This window comes from Oscillospiraceae bacterium MB08-C2-2, from assembly GCA_035621215.1.
Taxonomy (GTDB): Bacteria; Bacillota; Clostridia; order Oscillospirales; family Ruminococcaceae; genus WRAV01.
On the sequence record CP141729.1, the window covers coordinates 1110139 to 1133540 of the forward strand.

Here is a 23402-nt window from a genome sequence, read left to right on the forward strand (position 1 = left end):
GGGGAAATAAATTTTGTGCTCGAGAACATGTTTTGAATTATATTTTATATTCTTACATAATATTCTACGTTTTATTAAAAAATGCTTAAAAGTACTAGAAAAAGTTCAATTTTCCTCTATCAAGAAAATGACATTTTTTGTATAATAAAAACAAAAAAACTATTTATTATTAAAAATAACATTAATTTTGTTTAAAATACGAAACTAAAAATACACTCCAAAGATAATATATAAAATTTAAAATTACTGATAATTATAGCAATATCCATATGCCGGTTTCCTCTTCATGTCATAAATCTGCGAAATACCATTTTTTAAATGTGCTCGTACACTTAAACTAAATTTTGTTGTTTGCAGAGGTATCAACACAACAGGGCAGCTTACTCCTTTGCCCTGCTGTTCGGCAAAGGCTTTTCTAAAATAAGGCGAAGAGCCATTGTATATGGCTTTGCAATATAAATGAAAAAGTCTGGTTTACATCATGACAAAAGAAAGGTGGTCGAGGCATAGCCGAAAGGACAAGACGACAATGGTTGCTATCTATAAAAGGAATTTAAGGAGGATCGTAACAATGAATACTAAGCCATTAAAAAGGGTACTGTCATTGTTAGTGACAATTGTAATGCTGCTGTCGGTTTTCCCTCTCGCCGCGCTTGCGGATGAAGGCGCCTCTAACAGCGAACAAACCAACACTGAACACCTCAAAGATGAAGTTACGGGCAAAGAGGGCGAGAAAGAGAATGAGACTCCAGCCGCTGCATCTGCCGCAGCGCTGGGGCAATCCAGCTCATTTGCTGAGGCAAGGGCCGCTAAAGAGGCTCTATCCGCCATCACATCCGAAAATGATCTTGAGCTTGTGGAGACTCCCGGAGATGGCTTCTTTTTGGGTAACGCTTCGGCCGGAGCGGTCGACATCTATGTGTCTACCAACTCGGATTCAGATAACTATTTCGGTATCCGCCGTGTAGCGGATAACCTTGCCACAGATATCGGCCAAGTCACAGGAAAGGCCGCAGCTGTTAAGACTGGCAGCGAATCCGTCTCTTCTACAGCGGTTATCGTTGGCATGCTGGGAGAAAGCCCCTTGATAGACGGTTTAGCGGCATCCGGCAAGCTGGATGTAAAGGAAATTGAAGGCTTGTGGGAAAGCTATGTCCTTCAGGTCGTTGATAACCCTATGCCGGGTGTCACCAAAGGGTTTATTGTAGCCGGCAGTGACAGGCGCGGCACCATCTATGGCATTTACAAAATCTCCGAGACCATCGGAGTTTCACCCAACGGCTTTTTTGCAGACAGTGTGCCTGTTCGCAAGACAAGCCTGACTCTTTCTGCCGATCGTGTTGTCAAGGGTGAGCCCTCGGTTAAATACCGTGGGATTTTCCTCAACGACGAAAGAAGCACACAAAGATGGCAGAATGAATACAACAACAAAGTATCCCAATACAAAGTTACAGGGCCAGATGCAGCGGTTAACCTGACAGGTTCAAAATGCATCTCCTGCCCTCCCGAAGATAACTGCACCGCCACCGGCGGCAACCACAGCGCAGAAGACTGGTCACCTGTTAATGTAGATGGCGAGCTCTACGCCCCCAGTTACCGCGGGTTCGATTACGAAGGATACTATACCTATGTGTTCGACTTTATCCTGCGTACCGGCGGAAACTATTTATGGCCAACCATGTGGAACAACGCTTTCTGGAAAGATGATCCCATGAACCCCATTATGGCCGATAAATACGGCGTTGTAATGGGCGCCTCGCACCAAGAGTTCATGGGCACCTCCGACAAGGAATGGGTGTGGAGTGACAGCGGCGCCTGGGACTGGATCGGAAACAGAGAAGGCATGATCGATTTCTGGCAGGAGGCCATGAACGAACGGGTAAACATGGAAAACATTTTCCAGTTTGGCCTGCGGGGGCTTAACGACAGCCCAGCCCCGGGCGCTGGATCAACCACACACAATGTCAATACACTGGAGGATGTTGTAAACGAGCAGTACGAAATTCTGCGAAGAGCGCTGGAATACAACAACGACCCAAGACCAATTGAAGATATTCCTAAATCATTGACTGTGTATAACGAGGTCGAGGCCATCTACTATTCCGGCGTTAACCTACCCACCGACATCACGCTGATGCTGATCAACGATAACCAGCAGCACGTGCGCACACTGCCTACCGATAAAATGCGGGAAGAAAGATATGCTGACGGCGGTTTGGGCATGTATTATCACTTCGACTACAATGGCTCTCCACGCTCCTACCGCTGGGTAAACGCCCTGCCCATGGAGAAGGTACGGGAGCAAATGACCATGGCCTATGATTATGGCGTGGATCGCATCTGGATCGTAAACGTAGGTGACCTGAAATTCAATGAGATGCCTATCAACTATTGGATGAAACTGGGCACCGACATTGAAAAATGGGGCGCTTTGGATGGCCCTGAAAACTTCTACCGTAAGTTTGCTTCGCTGGAATTCGGCGAAGAAATGGCGGATGAAGTTGCCGATATTCTGTTCAACTACAGCCAAATCAACGACATCAGAAAGCCTGAATGGCTTGCCTTTAACACTTTCAGCCTCAACTATTTCAACGAAGCTGAAACGATTCTTAACCGTTATCTCGACCTGCGTGAGCGGGCAACATACCTTTTTGAAAATGTAGTACCTGAGTATCAGAAAGACAATTTCTATAACATTGTCATGCATCCTGTGAACGTTTCAAGCAACGCTTGGGAGGTCATGGTCAACCTCCAGAGAAGCAAGCTTTATGCCAACGCCACAACAGCCGGTGGAATTGCAGGGCCGGCGGCCACTGTGGCCAACGATTACGCCACAGTCGCTATGAATGGCGTAACCCGTGACACAGAGTGGATGTGGTATACATACGGTGCGCCCGGTCTCGGTACCCCCACCACACTGGAGGGCGGCGAGGATTACTACACCGTGGCCAACGGCAAGTGGTATGGCTACTATCCCAGACTTTCCAAACAATATCCGCATACAGAGGTTCGGGATGCCAATTCCCACGATGCCAGCCAGAATATTTACTACCTGAATATGGGCACCGGCAACAACGGCTCATGGCAGCATGGAACCTGGCAGTTTAACATCACCCCGGATAAGCTCACCAGTTTCTCGAACGAGCCCAACCCACCCAACTCCGCTACTCAGCAGCTGCGCGGCTGGATTGACAGCCCTGCACAGGCTGCAACCATGGTTGTTCTGCCTCAGTCATGGGATATGGGCTTCTATGATGGGTTTGTCAACAACAATGTGATGAACCTTCCCAATGCAAGAACGGGAAGCATTGACCTGTATCCCTTTGACAGCAATGAGAATGAAACCCGATACGTGGAAGTGGCCAATGCAGGTGCACTGGCGTTTGATTATACAGTCACGGCACCTTCTTGGATCATGCTTGACAAGAAGACCGGCACAATTGGCGGTATAACCGACTCCAACAAGCTGGATCGGGTTCATGTCAGCATCGACTGGTCCAATATTCCCGCATCAGCTATTCAAGATGGCGTTGCAGAAGGCAGCATCACAGTCACCGGTGCCGGTGCTGCGGTTACCGTGAACGTAACAGCCAATGTGTTTGATCCTGCCCTTCTGGATCAGCTGCCTTTGGGAACCTTTGTGGAAACCAACGGCTATGTATCCATCCTTTCCAAAAATTACACCAAATCCGTGGCAGGCTCAGGCTATGCGGAAGACGCCAAATGGACTGTACTGCCAAGGTATGGGCGTGAGCAATCCTCTGTGAAGGTTCAGCCGAGCCTGATCTACGCCCAGCATACCGGCGTTCTTGAACCGGGTGTGGATTCGCCGTATGTGGAATACCCGGTCTATATCGAAACACCCGGCGATATCAGCATCGTTACCCAGTGGGCAGCCACAAATCCTCTGCATCACGAAGAACTGGGCAGCCTTAGATATGGCATAACCTTTGGCAACGACCAACCTCAGATCATCGACATCGTAGTTGAAAACCACGCTGTTCGCGGCACCGGCTGGACAATACCGGTAGAAACGGCAGTTCGTACCCTGACTGCTACATCCTCTCAGTCCGGTATATGCACTTCTGTGCACAAGGTCAGTGAGCCGGGTCTTTATACTCTGCGTGTCTTTATGGTAAACGACGGCATGGTGCTTGAGAAAATACTCGTAGGCACAGAAGCCAGAGACGATATTGTGTCTACCGGCTCCGGTGCCCGTGCCAGAAGTGTCCCCAATATCTTTATTGGCCCCGCACAGGGCGGACCAAGCGGCGGCAACGCTGCCAACAACCCCTATCGGCAAGTTGTCACCAATCCCGCCGCACGCACATCCTTCCTGGGCGCTCCCCAAACCTATTTCAAGAATTCCGGCACAGACGGCAATATGGAGGTTAAAGATATCCCCGGCCCCATTGCCACACGCCCCAACCTTGTCACCGACAACAGGGCTCCCGCCCCGTTGATCAGCGATCCCGTGGTGCTTGCAGGTCGTTCCAGCGCATCTTCCGGCTTAGCCGTTAATGCTTTTGATAACGATTCTGCAACTGTGTGGACACCTTCCACCACTGCCAACGAATGGGTTGCCTTCGACTTTGACCAGCCATATACTTTCGATAGCGTATCGATTACAGAAGTAGGAAACAATGTAAAATCCTTTGCCCTGCAAATGTGGACAGGCACTGCATGGAGCGATATCTTCACCGGAACTACAATAGGGCCTGATTATGGCGAGAAGATATTCCCTGCTACAGGAGCGGTTGCCTCTACCACCTTCACCAGAACCACCAGCCGAATTCGGCTGCTGATTTTAAAAGCAGACGCACCGCCTGTTATCAGCGGCATTCAGTTGGCACCGTTCACCAACCACGCTCTCGGCGGAACAGCCAGTGCAGGTGCAACCACCTCAAATCAAGGCTCCCCTGCCTATGCAATCAGCGGCAACCGTGTGAACAACAGCTCTTCCAGCCGCTGGCAGTCCAACAGCGTACCAAACCACCTCCAAGTAATTTGGGGCGAAGCAAAACCCATTTCAATTGTCAACATGTTCGTTCCCAGAACCGCAACCGGTGTCTCCTATAACCGTGACATCATTTCAACAAACGGTTTCTCTGCCGTTAACTATGAGTATACGGATGATGGCGGCACAACCTGGAAACCCCTTGGGTTGCTGAGAACCAACGGCAAAGCATGGCTGGCTCTTAATCTGCAAACCCCTGTTACTATGAACGGCGTAAGAGCCAAGTTCACCCAAAACGATGCTCACGCCGACAACCTTATTGTTGTTGAGCTTGAGGCACTTCAGGTGCATTCCCTTACGGAGGCATCGACTATAAGCAACATGGATAAGCTCAAGACAGCGCTCACCCAAGCAAAGCTTGTGAGCACCACCGACTGGTCGGAAGAAGACAAGCAGGCCCTTAAGGATGCGATAGCCACCGGACAGGCACTGGTTGATGCAAGCTCCACCGACGATGAGGCGATTCTTGCCGCCATTGCCGCTCTGGAAGCCGCCGCATCGGCACAGCCGATCCCCAGATACGGCTATGTACCTTATGGCACTCCCGAGCTTGCAACCGGAGTCATCGATCCCCTGTGGGACGATGCAAAGAGCCTCCCCGTCGACCGGCACCTGACCATGGCCAACGGGCCTGCCAGCGGTCTTGGCAAGCTTCTGTGGGATGATCAGAATCTGTATGTTCTGGCCGAGATCACCGACCCTGTGCTGAACAACAGCAACAGCAACACCTACCAGCACGACTCGGTGGAAATCTTTGTAGACGAAAACAATTCCAAAGCCAGCTCCTTTGGCAACGGTATGGGCCAGTACCGTGTAAGCTTTACCAACCAGCAGTCCTTTGGCAATACCAGCTACAGCACAGGCTTTGAATCCTGGGCATGGACCACCGACACCGGCTATGTAGTCTTAGCCAAGATTCCCTTTAAGTACTACACACCAGCGGCAAACAAAGAGATCGGCTTTGACCTGCAGATCAACGATGCAGGCGTATCCGGCAGCCGTCAGGATGTGGTCATGTGGTACGATACCTCCGGTTCCTCTTACAACAACGGCTCGGGATGGGGAACTGCCCGGCTGATGGAGAAAGATACTGTTCCGGTTGACAAAACCAACCTGAACGCAGCCATCGCGAAGGCATCCGGCCTGACCGAAGGGGAATACACCGCTGAGAGCTGGGCCGTCCTTGCCAATGCCCTTACAGCAGCGCAGGGCGTAGCGGCCGATACCGCAGCCACTCAGGAAGCGGTTGATTCTGCAGCTCAAACCCTTACCCAAGCCATAGAGGCTCTGGTAAAAGCAGTGGAACCTGTTGACAAGTCTGCTCTGGAAGCCCTGATTGATGAAGCAGAAGGGTTGAAAGAGACCGACTACACCGCTGAAAGCTGGGCAATCTTCGCCAATGCCTTCGCAGCAGCCAAGAGCGCAGCAGCGGATGCTACAGCTACTCAAGAGGATGTCAATGCAGCGGTTATCGCCTTGCAAGGCGCCATGGATGGATTGGCAGAGGTTGATCCCGGTGAGGAAATTCCCGTAACCGCTCTCAAGATCACCGGCAGCTCCACCGTTAAGCGCAACAAGACAGCACAGCTGACCGCCGTAATCACCCCCACCAATGCAACGGATAAAGAGGTTGTCTGGACCTCTGTGAACCCCAACGTAGCGGAAGTGGATGAAAACGGATTGGTAACCGCTACCAGCCAAACCGGCTTTGCTATTATTCAGGCAACGGCCAGCAATGGTGTTACAGCGCAGTTTACGATTCGTGTGACTGCGTAAGGCAAACGATACAGGGCAAGAGATAAAGCAAAGCTTTTGCCCTGTTATAATTTCAAAATTTACAACCATAAAGTCAGTTTAGACCTAAACCATAGCCACCTGTTGGGCACCGATGAGCCAACAGGTGGTCTAATCGAAAAAGTGTCTTAAAACAGAGGAGGATAAAAGGTGAAGAAATTTGTTGCATCTCTGCTCGCATTGCTTATCATTTGCACTACAGTGGGCCCAGTTATTGCCTCGGCCAGCGAGGCGGCCAACGCCGCCCACACGAATTCCGAATCTAAAAATTGGGTCGGAACATGGGCCAGCGCACAGTATTATGGTGACCCAAGTGGCAGTGACGGAGGTGTGAGCAGTGCAGGTACCATAGCGCTAACCTTACCTAACTCTACGCTTCGTCAAATGATCCGCACTTCCGTAGGCGGTGACCAGCTGCGCTTCACCTTCTCCAATGAGTATGGCGCCACGGCAATGACCATTAATGCGGCAAGCGCCGCTAAAGCCAACGGAAGCAACAATACTTCCAGCATTGATGTTTCGACCAATACTGCGATTACTTTTAACAATGGCAGTGCAAGTGTGGTTATTCAACCCGGAGAGTTCATGACATCCGACCTCATTCATTTTCCCGTAAATGCACTTGAAAGAATTGCGGTATCCACGTATTTTGGAGAGACGCCCACAAGAATCAGCTCTCACATAGGCGCCAGAGCCAACAGCTACGTGGAGGCAGGGATAAATGCAACTTCAAATGCAACATTAAGCGGTTCCACCAATACCCATTGGTTTGCTTTGTGTAACGTGGATGTGAAAGCGCCGGAAAAAAACAAGTCAATCGTCTTGTTTGGCGACTCCATCACAGACGGATACGGCGTGACAAATGAACGGTATACACGGTGGGGGGATGTCCTGATGAACAATCTTCAAGGCAACCCAATCACCAGCCATCTTTCTGTCATTAATATGGGTATCGGAACAAACGCCCTGCTCGGCGGTACAAACCCGCTGGCGGCGAAAGACCGGTTTGCAAGAGATGTTTTGAATCAACCGGGTGTTGGTTATGTCGTGTTCTTAATCGGCGTCAACGACCTTCCCGGAAGCTCCCAAACTGCAACGAACATGATCGCCGCTTTTGACACCATGTTTAAAGCCGCAGCGAATAAAGGGATTAAAGTATACGGCGGCACGATATCGCCCCGGGGCTCCACGGCAGCACAGGATGCCAATCGGCAGACTGTAAACGCTTGGATTCGCCAGCAATATGCAGAAGAAAAGATATATGGGCTGGCTGATTTTGATACATTGCTGCGCAATCCCGACAACCAAAGTGCATTGATCCCCTCCTATGCAGCGGATAGTATCCACCCCAATGCGACTGGATATAGTTTGATGGGCGATTATGTGTATTCTTTGATACTGGACGACAGTATGGAAGGGAAAGACGCTCTGGCTGCGTTGATTGCCAAAGCAGAACTTCTTGTGCCGGCAGATTATACCCCTGCTTCTTGGGCCGGTGCGCAAGCCGCCCTTAATGCCGCCAAGATTGTGATGGCAGACGAGGAAGCAACGCAGGATGATGCAGATGCTGCTGCCGTTACCCTACAGGCGGCACTGGATATCCTTGAAGAAAGCAATCTTAAAAAGCTTAAGACAGCGCTCACCCAAGCAAAGCTTGTGAGCACCACCGACTGGTCGGAAGAAGACAAGCAGGCCCTTAAGGATGCGATAGCCACCGCACAGGCACTGGTTGATGCAAGCTCCACCGACGATGAGGCAATTCTTGCCGCCATTGCCGCACTGGAAGCCGCCGCATCGGCACAGCCGATCCCCAGATACGGCTATGTACCTTATGGCACTCCTGAGCTTGCAGCCGGAGTCATCGATTCCCTGTGGGACGATGCAAAGAGCCTGCCCGTCGACCGGCACCTGACCATGGCCAACGGGCCTGCCAGCGGTCTTGGCAAGCTTCTGTGGGATGATCAGAACCTGTATGTTCTGGCCGAGATCACCGACCCTGTGCTGAACAACAGCAACAGCAGCACCTACCAGCACGATTCGGTGGAAATCTTTGTAGACGAAAACAATTCCAAAGCCAGCTCCTTTGGCAACGGTATGGGCCAGTACCGTGTAAGCTTTACCAACCAGCAGTCCTTTGGCAACACCAGCTACAGCACAGGCTTTGAATCCTGGGCATGGACCACCGACACCGGCTATGTTGTGCTAGCCAAGATTCCCTTTAAGTACTACACACCAGCGGCAAGCAAGGAAATTGGATTTGACCTGCAGATCAACGATGCAAGCGCATCCGGTAGCCGTCAGGATGTGGTCATGTGGTACGATCGATCCGGCTCTTCCTATAACAACGGCTCGGGCTGGGGCACCGCCCTTCTGTTGGAAGGCGATGCCGTTCCAGTTGACAAAGCCAGCCTGAATGCGGCCATTGCGAAGGCATCCGACCTGACCGAAGGGGACTACACCGCTGAAAGCTGGGCAATCTTCGCCAATGCTTTCGCAGCAGCCAAGAGCACAGCAGCGGATACCGCAGCCACCCAGGAAGCGGTTGACGAAGCAGTCATTGCCCTGCAAGCAGCTGTGGAAGGATTGGAGAAAGCGGGCGAACCGGGTGAAGAAATTCCCGTAACCGCTCTCAAGATCACCGGCAGCTCCACCGTTAAGCGGAACAAGACAGCGCAGCTTACCGCCGTGATCACACCCACCAATGCAACGGATAAAGAGGTCACTTGGACATCTCTGACACCCGATGCGGCCACAGTGGATGAAAACGGACTGATAACCGCCACCAGCCAAACCGGCTTTGCTATTATTCAGGCAACGGCCGGCAATGATGTTACCGCGCAGTTCACGATCCGTGTGACTGTATAGGCAGAATCTCCTTGATATATAAGAACGACCCATACGGTGCAACCCGTATGGGTCGTTCTCTATTGACCACAGAATTCTTGACAACCATATCTTCACAATCAGAGTGAATCTACATCCCGCCATATGAGCCAATACAGGCTCATTGTGAAATGAGGTAGACCACTACTTCCCTCTTGATCATACATCTGCTTGGCCAACACATACGCCCCCATAGGTATACCAGCTCCCTCCATTGATTTATCTTGCATCCCCCTTCGCGCTGTGCTTTATGTGGCTTGCAGCAGCATCCAATTGCTATCAGAAATGCGGAATGCCGCCTCAACAGAGGTTATGGCGCTTACCGTCAAGACTCCAGCCAAGAACAGCGCTTTTAGCATATCTTTTATTTTGATAAATACAGCACGCTCCGTCTTCATATCTGCCACAATACTTTTTGACATAACAAAAGCCCCGGCTGAGCCGGGGCTTTTGTTATGTATTCAGTTGAATCTTACAGTTTAAAAAGAACTTACTTACGGATTGATAACGCCCTGAACTTCTGCAGAATCAACGTTTTCAGGTGTAACAATCATAACGCCGGTGTCGATTTCCTTCTGGGTAACGGTTCCGCCGTTGGCCAGATCAAGGGCCAGCTTAACGCCGTCATAACCCATGAAATACTGGCGCTGGAGCACGGAGGAAACGTTGTATTCGTTGGAGCGAATCATGGTCTCAATTTCGTTGGAGAAGTCAAAACCGATCATGGTAATATCGGTGCGTTTTGCTTCGGTCAGGCCGGTAACAAAGCCAACGGTAGAGCCGTTGTTAGGGCCAAACACGCCAATGAGGTTGGGATAGGTGGTCAGGAAATCCTGGCAGAAGCCAACTGCCTTGGCAATATCGCCGTCATTGATTTTAACGTCGTCTTTCAGAACCTTCCAAGCTGCCGGAGCTTTGGCATCCCAATACTCGTAGAAGCCTTCAAGACGGTCGTTAATCGCCTGAGAACCGGTGGAACCGGCCTGAATGGCAATAACGCCTTCTTCGGTTTCCGCATGTCCAGCTGCTTTGAGCCTGCGGATCATTTCTTCGGCAGACATACGGCCAGCTTCAATATTGTCGGTCAGCAGAGCGGCGCTGTAGTCATCACCGTCGACTTTGGAATCGATCAGAATGAGGGGAGTGCCGGATGCAAATTGCTCTTGGATTGGTGCTGCAAGAGCGGTTCTATCCAAGGGTGCAATAACAATGCCATCAGCCTTGGCTGATACAGCATCTTGCAGGTAGCGAACCTGGCCTTCAATGTCGGATTCAGCAGTGGTGCCCAGAATAACTACATTGCAGCCTAAATCGGCCCCGGCTTTTTCTGCTCCGGCCTGTACGATGGACCAATACTGATTGCCAAGAACCTTAACAATAACATAGATGGTTTTTTCGCCGCTGGAAGCGGGGTCCGCAGTGGAAGGTGCCGTGGAAGAAGTCGCCGGAGCGGTGCTTGATGCGGGTGTAGGATCGGTGGGACTGCCACCACAGGCTGTCAGTCCCAGTACCATGGTAACGCAGAGAATCAGCGCAAATATCTTTTTCACGATTGCATTTCCTCCTTTAATAATTCTAGCTTTTTGTATTTATAGCTACCGGCTTTTTAAAGAACCGGTTCACTAACTGCTGCAATGGGGTCTGTGCGGTAGAGCCACTCTTGCGGTGACGGTAAACCTCAAGAGCAACGGCGATGACAAGAATAAGACCAATGATAACCTGCTGCCAGAAGGAATTCACCTTGTTCAGGTTAAGGCCATTGCGGATAACACCCATCATCAAGGCACCAATCACGGTGTTAAGGATCGTTCCTTCGCCGCCGGCGATGGAGATTCCACCAAGAACAGCCGCTGCAATGGCTTCCATTTCATAGCCGGTACCGGCTGTGGGCTGTGCGGATTTAAGGCGAGAAGTCACCAAGATTCCACAGATAGCGGCCGAAAAACCGCTCATGCAGTAAGCAAACATACGCGTACCCACCGCATTGATCCCAGAAAGCTTAGCAGCCTCCAAGTTGGAACCGCAGGCATAAATCTGGCGCCCAATGCGGGTCTTGGCCAACAACACACCCACAATAATGGCATAAACCAAGGCGATAATCACGCTGTAGGGCAGCCCATTGGCAAAACGCCCGCCACCCAATAAATAAAACTGAGCCTGTACTTCCTCGCTGGGGATGGTGGTGGTATAAACCGGCGCACCGTTTACAATGGCGTTGGCCATGCCCCGATAAACCCATTGGGTTCCCAGTGTGGCCACAAAAGGCATAACACCCAGAATTTCGATGAAAAAGCCATTCATTATGCCGGTAAGCAGTCCCATCAGCAAGCAGCATATAATGCAGAACCATAAGGGATAGCCCTGTGCCAGCAAAAGAACAACAATGATGCCGGATAATGCCATAGATGCACCTGCCGAAAGGTCATTACCGCCGCAAACCAAACAAAATGTAAGCCCGCAGCCGATAATGGTGTATGTAACGATTTGTTGCAGCAGGTTTTGCAGATTAACAACAGATAGGAACAAACTGGGCTGAAGTGTAGCAAACAAGCTAAACAGCACAATCAGCACGACAGTGGAACTAATAGCCCGCTTCATCGAAACGCCCAGATTGCCGTAAAATCTGACCAATGCATTACCCTCTTTCTTCTCAAGGGTTACGGTTGAAGTAGAGTTTTCCATGATTTACCTTTCCTCCCTATATCAAACGGAGCCATTCGCCGGGAGCTTCCCCCCACACCCCATTTGTGTATGCAGCAAAAAAATTTCGTTTCTGTCTAATGCCCCGCATTGCTGTAAGCGACTGTCGGCGCCTCTTTGCCCTCCAATTTATTGTATCCGGCGGCCAAATAGAGGATTTCTTCTTGGGTGGTTTCCTTTGCCATCAGTTCACCGTTAATGGCTCCCTTGTGAATAACGAGTACCCGGTCACTCATTCCAAGAATTTCAGGCAATTCGGATGAAATCATAACAATTGCCACACCCATGTCGCTGAGCTGATTAAACAGCTGGTAAATTTCGAACTTAGCACCAACGTCAATACCTCGAGTAGGTTCATCCACAATCAGTATCTTCACATCGTTGCAAAGCCATTTAGACAAAACCACTTTCTGCTGGTTTCCACCCGAAAGGTTATTACAGATCTGCCGCAGAGACGGGGTCTTGGTTTTGAGCAGCCGCCGGTATTTCTCGGCGTTGGCAGAGCCTTTTTTATCGTCTACAAAGCCAAACCGGGTGATCTCCCGCAGGTGAGCCATGTTGGTGTTGTATTCCACATCCAACCCAAGAGCCAGACCGTCAAACTTTCGGTTCTCTGTGGCATAAGCCATTCCGTTGCGGATAGCTTGGATGGGAGACCGAATCTTGACCGACTTGCCAAAGAGGGTAATATCCATAGACTCGGATTTATCAGCACCAAACACACAGCGCATAATCTCGGTGCGCCCCGCTCCCACAAGCCCGGAAATGCCTAGGATTTCGCCTTTGTGCACCTTAAAGTAATCAATATGTACCTTGCCGGTGACATGCAGATTGCGAACCTCCAGAGCCACCTCGCCAATCTGGCGATCATGCTTGGGGAATTTATCCTCCAAGGAGCGCCCCACAATCATATTGACCAGTTCGTTCAGGGTAATCTCTTTAAGGCTGCGTGTTCCAATGTATTGGCCGTCCCGCAGAACACTGGCCCGTTCGCAAATCTGGTTCAGCTCCTCCATTCGATGGGAGATGTATACCATGCCCACGCCCTTCTTTTGCAGGTTGCGTATAATATCAAAGAGCTGCGCAATTTCCCGCTCGGTCAAAGTTGCAGTGGGTTCATCCAGCACGAGAATGCGGGAATTATAAGAGATCGCCTTGGCAATTTCCACCATCTGCTGCTTGGCAACGCTCAGGGTGCTCACGGTGGTGTAGGTGTTGATGTCAATGCCCAAATCATCCAGAATCTTTTTGGCTTCCTTGTGCATCTGCTTATCATTAATGAACCCGGCCTTAATATGGGGCCGGCCAATAAAGATGTTATCCGCAACGGTCAGATGCCGGCAAAGGGTCATTTCCTGAAAGATAATGCTGATCCCCAGCTCATGGGCCTTGGATACCGAATCAATCTGCACCGGTTCTCCCTCAATGAAAATAGAACCTGAATCAGCCCGGTAAACCCCTGTCATAATCTTCATTAGTGTGGATTTTCCAGCTCCGTTTTCTCCAACAAGGCCGTGCACCTCCCCTTTGTTGACCGAAAACGATACATTGTCCAGCGCTTTTACGCCCGGGAAGCTTTTACTTATGTTTTCCATGCGGAAAAGCTCATTGCCCATATCTTTTTCTCCCCTTTTTTCTAAAACAATTGCAGGCAAATATATATAGCATGTTATTGGCAGCGTTCGGGCAACTCCCAGATAGCCGCTTTAACTCTATTCCATTATAAGCTTGTATGATTTAACATAAAATAGTAAACAATTTATAAATGATAGTAAATAATTGCTACATTTGGTGGTTGGGCATACCCGGGCACAGGGAAACAACGCTCTCTTATGGTTGGATATTGCGTGATTTCCATTTATGGCCAGGCCCTTTAGCACACTATTAAAAAGGCAATTTCCGCAGCAGGTCAGAAAACGATCTCTCCCACTGAGACTTTCAGGATAATCGCCCTGTTTTGTCAATTTTATTGTTAAATTCTCCTTTGGCAATACATTTTCGCCTTTGCAAAATGATTATAGTAAAATTATGCTGTCTATAGTAATTTTCTCTAATTCCAATCTGAGGTACACCATAAGAAGCCAGAGCGGCGCAAAGCTGCTTCAATGTGTCATAATGACTTTTGCATTAAATCTTCTCTTCGCTTACCGCCGCTAACTGGCAGCTATGGTTTAGGTGTAAACTGACTTTATGGTTGTAAATTTTGAAATTATGACAGGGCAAAAGCTTTGCTTTATCTCTTGCCCTGTATCGCTTGCCTTACGCAGTCACACGAATCGTAAACTGCGCGGTAACACCATTGCTGGCCGTTGCCTGAATAATGGCAAAGCCGGTTTGGCTGGTGGCAGTTACCAGTCCGTTTTCATCCACTTCCGCTACGTTGGGGTTCACAGAGGTCCAAACAACCTCTTTATCCGTCGCATTGGTGGGGGTGATTACGGCGGTCAGCTGTGCTGTCTTGTTCCGCTTAACGGTGGAGCTGCCGGTGATCTTGAGAGCGGTTACGGGAATTTCTTCACCCGGTTCGCCCGCTTTCTCCAATCCTTCCACAGCTGCTTGCAGGGCAATGACTGCTTCGTCAACCGCTTCCTGGGTGGCTGCGGTATCCGCTGCTGTGCTCTTGGCTGCTGCGAAAGCATTGGCGAAGATTGCCCAGCTTTCAGCGGTGTAGTCGGTCTCTTTCAACCCTTCTGCTTCATCAATCAGGGCTTCCAGAGCAGACTTGTCAACAGGTTCCACTGCTTTTACCAGAGCCTCTATGGCTTGGGTAAGGGTTTGAGCTGCAGAATCAACCGCTTCCTGAGTGGCTGCGGTATCGGCCGCTACGCCCTGCGCTGCTGTAAGGGCATTGGCAAGGACGGCCCAGCTCTCAGCGGTGTATTCCCCTTCGGTCAGGCCGGATGCCTTCGCGATGGCTGCGTTCAGGTTGGTTTTGTCAACCGGAACAGTATCTTTCTCCATCAGCCGGGCAGTTCCCCATCCCGAGCCGTTGTTGTAAGAGGAACCGGAGGTATCGTACCACATGACCACATCCTGACGGCTGCCGGATACGCCTGCATCGTTGATCTGCAGGTCAAAGCCGATCTCTTTGTTTGCCGCTGGTGTGTAGTACTTAAAGGGAATCTTGGCTAAGACTACATAGCCGGTGTCGGTGGTCCATGCCCAGGATTCAAAGCCTGTGCTGTAGCTGGTATTGCCAAAGGACTGCTGGTTGGTAAAGCTTACACGGTACTGGCCCATACCGTTGCCAAAGGAGCTGGCTTTGGAATTGTTTTCGTCTACAAAGATTTCCACCGAGTCGTGCTGGTAGGTGTTGCTGTTGCTGTTGTTCAGCACAGGGTCGGTGATCTCGGCCAGAACATACAGATTCTGATCATCCCACAGAAGCTTGCCAAGACCGCTGGCAGGCCCGTTGGCCATGGTCAGGTGCCGGTCGACGGGGAGGCTCTTTGCATCGTCCCACAGGGGATCGATGACTCCGGTTGCAAGCTCGGGAGTGCCATAAGGTACATAGCCGTATCTGGGGATCGGCTGTGCCGATGCGGCGGCTTCCAGAGCGGCAATGGCGGCAAGAATTGCCTCATCGTCGGTGGAACTTGCATCAACCAGTGCCTGTCCGGTGGCTATCGCATCCTTAAGGGCCTGCTTGTCTTCTTCCGACCAGTCGGTGGTGCTCATAAGCTTCGCTTGGGCTAGGGATGCCTTGAGCTTGACCATGCTGGTATCGGCCAGAGTGCTCAGAGCTTGTTGGAGAGCTAGGACAGCTGCATCAACAGCTTCCTGAGTAGCTTCTTCGTCCGCCATTAAGAGCTTGGCAGCGTCAAGGGCGGTTTGTACAAGAGCCCAAGAAGCAGGGGTATAGTCTGTTGGCACCAGAAGCTCGGTCTGGGTAATCAAGTTGCTGAGGGCGTTTTTATTGGTAGGAATCACCCCACCAAACGGAATCTCTTCACCCATGGTTGTAATGGTAAAGTAATCGTAGGATGCATTGAGAGTGTTGGATGTGCCATTCTCGTTCATAGCAACCACGCCAACCTTGGTGGGGGTCTGTCTTAACGTTGTCATGGCTGGGGTTCTGTTGGTGGCTGTGCTGTTATAGATGCGGCAAGGCTTCCAAGTTTGGCCGTCATTGGCAAAGTAACCAAGATAGCTGTTGCCACGCTTTTCGATTCGCAGCCAAATCTTATCCTTATTGGGTCCAGCTGCCAGATTGTTTACATCCGACATCGAGCTGGTAAAGGTAGTGGCTGTTCCATTCTCCTCGCGGATAAACTCAACCACATTGGAAGAACTGCCCCGCTTCCAACTGGTCATCAAATAGTTATTGTCGTCCACATAGGCAATGATGCCGCCCTGCTCACCATTGGAGGCGGGAGCACGGGAGAAATCGATCTTGGTTTCGATAATCCAGTCGCCTTCACCGGGAGCATCCTGCAACAGGATGTTTTGGGCGGTGTTGGTGCTGCCACGCAGATTGCCTGCTTGAGAGGTAATGGTCATGGCTCCCGGAACCGAGGTTAGGCTCCAGTTGGAATTGTTTTCCCGCACCCAAGACCACTTGTAGTCGAGAATGTTGCTCTCAAAATCATCTTTCTTGTTTGCAGGAGGAGCCAGGTTTACCTTGTAGGTCGTAGTTGGTGCACCATTGTTGCTGACCGTAATGGTTGCGGTACCGGGAGCTTTGGTGACCTGATTCACCACCACAGTGGCAGCAGGGTCGCTGGCCACAGCAGAAACCACCGGTGCTGGGTTCTTGGTGTAAGCATCGTAAACAGTTTTGTTACCTGCAAAGGATTCCATAGCTGTTCCGTCGACGCTGATACTTGAAAGAGTGGTATCATACTGGAACTCAAAGGTATAATTCTGTACGATAGAACCAAAGGATTCGCCGGATTCGGAGTTGAAGTAATTGTCTTTGGTCACCTTGACCACTGCAGTATCGCTCATACTGGCAGCCTGTTTGATAATTTCAAACGAAGCGTCTTGGTCGTAAGGAATGACATTGTCAATTGTAGGAACAGTGGTGCCGTAGGGAACATAAATTACATACTTCTGGGTTCCCACACCAGAGGCTGGCGCATTGATGCCGGTGGTGCTGGCAGGCACACTCTGGCTGGGATCAGCAGCCGCCCAGGAGGTGATGGCGCGGCCCAGATCAAATCCACGGTGCTCCTTGCCGCCTGCTTCAATGGTGATAGAAAGTGGCGCAGTGTCGGTAGGCATATCCCGACCGCTTACAATCAGCCAATATTTGATCTGCTCATCACGCCAGCGGGCCATATCAAACTCTTGGCTGATCAGCTTTTTCATGGTGTGTTCCCAGCGGTACTGGTCGATTTTACCTTCCAGATTCTCCCAAGTCTCCCGCAGGTAGGTGGCATACTGCACGCCCTCCTGATTTTTGTAAATCAGGTTTTCCCACATGGTGAGGCCATTTTCCAACTCATAGTCCCAAGGCACATGGTGGAAAGTAAGGAGGTATTCTTCGGGGCAGGTTTCAATGTTGGAGAACATTTCGGTCAGTTCAGGGAAATACTGGTTGGCCAGAGGATAGTATTTTTCATCAACAGAGCCTTCCTTCGGAACAGGCAGGAAATCGGCGATTCTGCCCTCTATGGTGCGGCGGAAACCGATGCCATCCTTGGAGGCTTTGTTATAGTAGGCAGGACCCCAATCGTCTTGGGTAGCGAAATCCCACTGGCCGGGGCCGTAGTGGTCGGTATCGATACTCTGGGATTGCTGGTGCAGAAGGCCATAAGCGCCCTGTGTATCCACAACAGCTTCCCGAGACCCCATCATCATATTTACGAGGGTATCAACGGTTTCTTCGTCGTTGCCCCAGGTCATACGGGTCCACTCATCGGCAATGTCTTCGGCATTGAGTGTCCAGTTCCAACTCTGGCGGCCAAAGGAATATGTATTGGCCTGCAAGAAATTGTGGCCGGTAACCGTTTCGTGATTGCCCATGTTGTTGACACCCACAATGGCAGTATCAGCCTGCCCCTGAGCAGAGCCATCAAGAATATTGCCCACGAGGGTGCCCTCGCCATTGGCGTAGGTATCGGATTTGAAAATTTCCTCCCACATGGTGCCCAGATAGGTCATATAGGTGGAATGCCCCAGATATTCCATGGTAATCTGCAGCTCAATGGCTTGGTTGGTGTTAGTCATCCGGCCAAACATGGGGTGGAAAGGCTCTCGTGACTGGAAGTCGAGGGGCCCGTTCTTTGTCTGGACAAATACATTATCCAAGAAGGATACGTCCCTGTCGTCTTCCGTGTCATCGGCGGGGCCGAATTCCATATAAGCACGGTTGAGACGATCGTTATCCACAGAAGCATCGTACACGAAAGACCGCCAAAACACCGTCACACCCAGCTCACCCAGCTTGGCAGCCATATGGTTGGCGCCTTCCGCATGGGTGTTGCCGTAAGACTGCGGTCCTGCTTGGCCTTCCGAGTTGGCCTTGACAGTATAACCCGCAAAATCGGGAATTTTCTTTTGAATCTGCACAGTCTTGTCATACCACCACTGCTCGTAATCCTTATTGTTGATGTCCATGGTGGTGGAGTTGGCAGCGGTGCCAATCCGGGTGGTTTCGTCTGCCCAGTAGGTCACACCGGTAGAGGTGGTGCCGCCGGTGGTTTGATTGCAAAGGGCAAGAACAGGGTTTGCGTAGTTAACAGACAGGCAAAGCTTAATGCCGTAAGGCCGCAGAAGGTCGGCCAGAGCGGCTTCCTGCCGGATAACATACTCGGTAATCCACGCAGAGTTGGAGTTAACGTTATTCAGGTTAAACTCGTTAATGCCCACCGAAGCAAGAGCACGAGCCGCCACAACATATCGATCCAGAATATTGGGCAGAATAACGGCTCCTGCGTTTTTGTTGCTGTGAGCAACATTTCCGCCGGTGCTGGAGCTCAGCGAAAGATCAAAGTTAAAGAGGAAGCCGCTTTCGCCGTTGAGGCCGCCTTTATCGTAGTTGGTGCCTACGTTATTGCCTGCATAAAAGCGCTCTTTTTCCCAACTGTTAATGCGACGGTGATTCACCTTTGGAAAATCAGAAATATTCAGATCAGAGATGGATTCCTGAGTCTGAATCAAGCGCAGGAAAGCATAGGTGCCATAAAGGGCGCCGATTTCGGTGTTACCGGCAATGACAGTCACCTTACTGCCACTAACGGAAAGTGATTTAATAATATAGCCCTCATCGCCGACTTCGCCCAGTGCGCTGTCTAGGTTCAGCCCGGCAATAATGTCAGAAGTAGCCGGGGTACCAACGATAACAGCACCATCCGAAACTTTAGTTGCCTTGGGGATCTTAGAACCAAGCAGGCCTTCAAAAGCCTGATCCAACTCTATGCGTGCGGCTTCTAAAGTGGTCTGAGGAATGACTTCAGTGGAGCCTGCCGGCTGCTGAAGTCCCTTATAGCCATAGGATTCATAGAACAGGTCTGTCTCGGAGAATTTGTAGAGAGCCGCTGCATTCTCCTCGGGCACAATAATACTCTTAATGGTATTCTTATAAGATTGCAGCAGATCATTATCATCGACCAAAACATACCGCAGCCACATTTCAGCTCCGTTGTAATCGTCGCTGGAACCGGTTACCGTCTTTGCATCCGCCGCAAATGCGATAATACCGCCAAAGAGGTTTAGAGGAATTGCCAAAACCAATACTAGGATTAATGAAATAATTCTTTTTGTGTTCATGAAGAACCCTCCTTCATCGTACTGTTCCATTGCTGTAAGCCTAGCTGTCTGCCTTCCCCTAAGCAAGCCGCAGCCTAGCTAGAAACTCCTGCCCAATGATTTGACATCGCTCCCCATGGAGGAGCCGATGTACTCCCGCAAAATGTCATTCAAAGCTTTTCATAACGCCAAAGAGGATTGTAGGGGGCAATTCTCTCACCTTCTCATCGCTTATAAGGAGGTTATGGCATCCATTGTGCGGTCGGCGACGGAAAGATACCAGCCGGCCTTGCCTTCCGCCAAAGGCACTTATGTACAGCTCATCTGTAAAACCGACGAAGCAATCTCGTCGTCCTTTCACGCCGGAATAGGCAGTGTGCCGACCATTAGCCACTGTTAGTTCCGTAGCTTACCTCTCCCCCTTTCATTTGAATTCAAATCAATTCAATTCATACCAGCAGCAATATACACCACCGACATAAATTTTCTCACCATAAGCTAAGGGGCAACTCCAATATTGATTGTGTGTGAATGTGAGACAATTACAAAACCCTCCTTTATTATTGGGCACGGGCACATTTTTTTAAAATAATATTGCTATTTTAAAAAATAATTTTTAAGACAAAAAACAAAAGCAGCATAACAACCGCCTGTTCTACATTGCACCGGAATATGCGATCTAAAAACAGAAAATTCAAGCAATAGCACTATTTTATTTTGCATATTACCTATAAATACAATAATAAATCGCTCTTTGATTATATAAAAAACACCCTTTTATGGATAGAGGAAAATCGAACGATTTCTAGAACATTTCACCACTTTCTATAAATAACGTCAAATTGAACATAAAATCGGCAAAAACATATGCATAAAATCCAATAAAAAATTGGTATCTAATAGAATAAATACTATTTTTATTCGTTTATGTTCTCGAGCACATATATTAAATAGAATTTTGCAAATTTTATTGACATAACTTCCAAAATATGTTAAAAATATTATAAAGATATGTAAAATTTTACATTTTACGCCAGCTTCAAAAATTTGCGGATATGAAAATCAGAAATTGGGGGAGTGCCGATATGTACAAGATAATTGTGGCAGACGACGAACCCATGACCTGCTCGGTTGTTAGTCAGTTAATCTTCTGTCATTTCCCTCAGGCCGTGGTGCCTGTTGTTGCTGCCAATGGCAGACAGGCGGTAGAGAAAGCAGTAGAATATCAAGCCTCTGTTGTAATTTTGGATATTGAAATGCCGTTGCTCAATGGAATTGAAGCAGGCAAAGAGATCCGAAAGGCTTTGCCTGACTGCCAAATTATCTACCTGACCGCCTATGCCCAGTTTGAGTATGCCCGTCAGGCTATCGTTTTGGGGGCAACGGCTTTTATACTCAAGCCGATTGTAGAAAACGAATTGGTTTCCGCCATCTATCAGGCATTGCAGAAAGTGGAAGCCAACCCTATGGCTTTTTCACAGTCTGAATGTTTCTCCACCCCACAGGAAGAAGCTATGTCATGCGAACATACCGATCGTCTGGCGGCTACAGCCCGGAAATATATAGACGAACAGTATGCCAAGGATCTTACAGTAAAATCCATTGCCCACAGGCTGAATATTACCCCCAATTATTTCAACCGAATATTCAGGCAGTCTTATCACATTTCCTGCATGGATTACATCATCAACCTGCGGATCTCCCAAAGCAAAGAGCTGCTGGAAAACCCTGTGCTGCGAATAAGGGAAATCAGCGCCTTGGTGGGATATGAGGATGCCAATTACTTTGCAAAGCTCTTTCGCAAAAAGGTAGGCGTGACTCCCACCGAATACCGGGACCAACTTTTTTTCGTCGGCTAAGATGCAGGTGAATATTGCAGCGGATACAGATGTGGTAAATATCCCTCAGATAAAATTTTCACGCTTATCATTCATCCAGAAAACTAAATTCAAAGAGGACAGAGCCACCCAATATTTGGATGGCTCTGTCCTCTTTTCAGCTCTTACACAAAAAAGCCACCTAAAATGTAGGTGGCTACAAACTGTGGACATAACTGCCTTTAACTTGAAGACCTTATGGTTTTGATGTGTAATTCTTCCGGAGTCGAATTGATTTCAACGCAGGAATCCCATTTTTTTTGCGCCCGAGTGGCGCAATCCGGGGGGAATATGGAGGGCATTGGATACCCCTCATAAAGGGTGTAGACCTTTGTCTGCACCCACAAGCCACCTGAAATGTAGGTGGCTTGGTATGAATTTCTTTATTGGTTTTTCGCTTCTCCCATAACCCCGGGAGCTTCCTCCAGCCCCATTGCAAAGATTTGCTCAACAATATCCATGTAGTCGGCGGCATATTTTTCATAAAGAGGTCGGCAGAGCTCCTGCATAAGTGCAATGTCTTCTGCCTTTGGAAGAATAACTTCCACGCCATTTTCATAGCATATTTTTTTTGAGCGCTCTGTGCGCTTCCCCCATTCTTGCCGCTGGAACAGGGCGGATTCCTTTGCGCATTCCCGAATAATCTCCATATCTTCATCCGAAAGCTTTTGCAGTGCCTCCTGAGAAATCACCTGCATTTCGGGGACCCGTGTATGCTCGGTCCAATAATAATACTGTGCCACCTCATAATGGGATGTGGATTCATAGGAGGGCCAATTGTTCTCAGCCCCATCAATCCGGCCGGTCTGCAGTGCGGAATAAACATCGCTAAAAACAATGGGACTGGCGGTAGCTCCAATCAGCCTGACCATCTCAGCGGCCATGGTTGATTCCTGCACACGAATGTTCAGTCCCTTAAAATCCCCAAGACTCTCAATGGGCACAGTGGTATAAAAGCTCCGGGAGCCCGCAGTATACCACGAAAGCCCCAGAATGTTCTGCTTCTCGAGGGCACCTAAGAAATGGTTGCCGATTTCACTATCCAACACCTGCCACATGTGTTCCTCGTCACGATAAAGGTAGGGCAGATGCAGTACATTAAAGGATGGCTCAACTTCGGCAAGCTGTGTCAGTGATAGGCGAGCAAAATCAATACCGCCAATGCGCAGCTGCTCAATGCACTCCACCTCGCTGCCCAACTGGGCGCTGTGAAAAACAACGATTTTAATGCGCCCGCCTGTACGTTCCTCCACCAGTTCTGCAAATTTATTGGCCCCTAGTGTGGTGGGATAATCCGCTGCCTGATTTTCCGCATAACGAAAAACGAATTGGGGTACAACTTCATTTTCGCTGCTTAAAGAACGGCCGCACCCTATCTGCACACTCATAAGCAAAGTACAGATAAACAGATAGGAGATGATTCGTTTGCGCTTCATTGT

General features: G+C 49.6%; 9 protein-coding genes. 3 read left to right on the forward strand and 6 right to left on the reverse strand.

Annotated elements, in window-relative coordinates; translation table 11 throughout:
- The first annotated feature begins 571 nt into the window (after positions 1-571).
- Both U6B65_05060 and U6B65_05065 read left to right on the forward strand, forming a co-directional pair.
- Positions 572-6793 (forward strand): glycosyl hydrolase 115 family protein, encoded by a 6222-nt coding sequence (locus U6B65_05060; protein WRS28502.1) that lies wholly within the window; start codon positions 572-574, stop codon positions 6791-6793.
- A gap of 168 nt (positions 6794-6961) precedes the next feature.
- Positions 6962-9676, forward strand: a complete 2715-nt coding sequence (locus U6B65_05065) for a sugar-binding protein (protein ID WRS28503.1) — start codon at positions 6962-6964, stop codon at positions 9674-9676.
- A gap of 266 nt (positions 9677-9942) precedes the next feature.
- Here U6B65_05065 and U6B65_05070 read toward each other — a convergent pair whose 3' ends face one another.
- The 5 genes from U6B65_05070 to U6B65_05090 form a co-directional block, all read right to left on the reverse strand.
- On the reverse strand, positions 9943-10116 hold the full coding sequence (locus U6B65_05070; GenBank protein ID WRS28504.1) for a hypothetical protein: 174 nt from the start codon (positions 10114-10116) through the stop codon (positions 9943-9945).
- 72 nt (positions 10117-10188) lie between these two features.
- Complete coding sequence (locus tag U6B65_05075; GenBank protein WRS28505.1) at positions 10189-11244, reverse strand: ABC transporter substrate-binding protein; 1056 nt, start codon at positions 11242-11244, stop codon at positions 10189-10191.
- Between the two features lie 25 nt (positions 11245-11269).
- Complete coding sequence (locus U6B65_05080; GenBank protein WRS28506.1) at positions 11270-12376, reverse strand: ABC transporter permease; 1107 nt, start codon at positions 12374-12376, stop codon at positions 11270-11272.
- A 95-nt stretch (positions 12377-12471) separates the two neighbouring features.
- On the reverse strand, positions 12472-14010 hold the full coding sequence (locus U6B65_05085; protein WRS28507.1) for a sugar ABC transporter ATP-binding protein: 1539 nt from the start codon (positions 14008-14010) through the stop codon (positions 12472-12474).
- 643 nt (positions 14011-14653) lie between these two features.
- Positions 14654-20107: a sugar-binding protein gene (locus tag U6B65_05090; GenBank protein WRS28508.1), complete on the reverse strand. Its 5454-nt coding sequence runs from the start codon at positions 20105-20107 to the stop codon at positions 14654-14656.
- A gap of 1064 nt (positions 20108-21171) precedes the next feature.
- Here U6B65_05090 and U6B65_05095 point away from each other — a divergent pair.
- Positions 21172-21945 carry a response regulator gene (locus U6B65_05095; GenBank protein ID WRS28509.1) on the forward strand — a complete coding sequence of 258 codons (774 nt, stop codon included), beginning with the start codon at positions 21172-21174 and terminating at the stop codon, positions 21943-21945.
- Positions 21946-22346: 401 nt separating this feature from the next.
- Here U6B65_05095 and U6B65_05100 read toward each other — a convergent pair whose 3' ends face one another.
- A complete protein-coding gene (locus U6B65_05100; protein ID WRS28510.1) occupies positions 22347-23399 on the reverse strand; it encodes a TRAP transporter substrate-binding protein in 1053 nt (350 codons plus the stop codon).
- Positions 23400-23402: the final 3 nt, after the last annotated feature.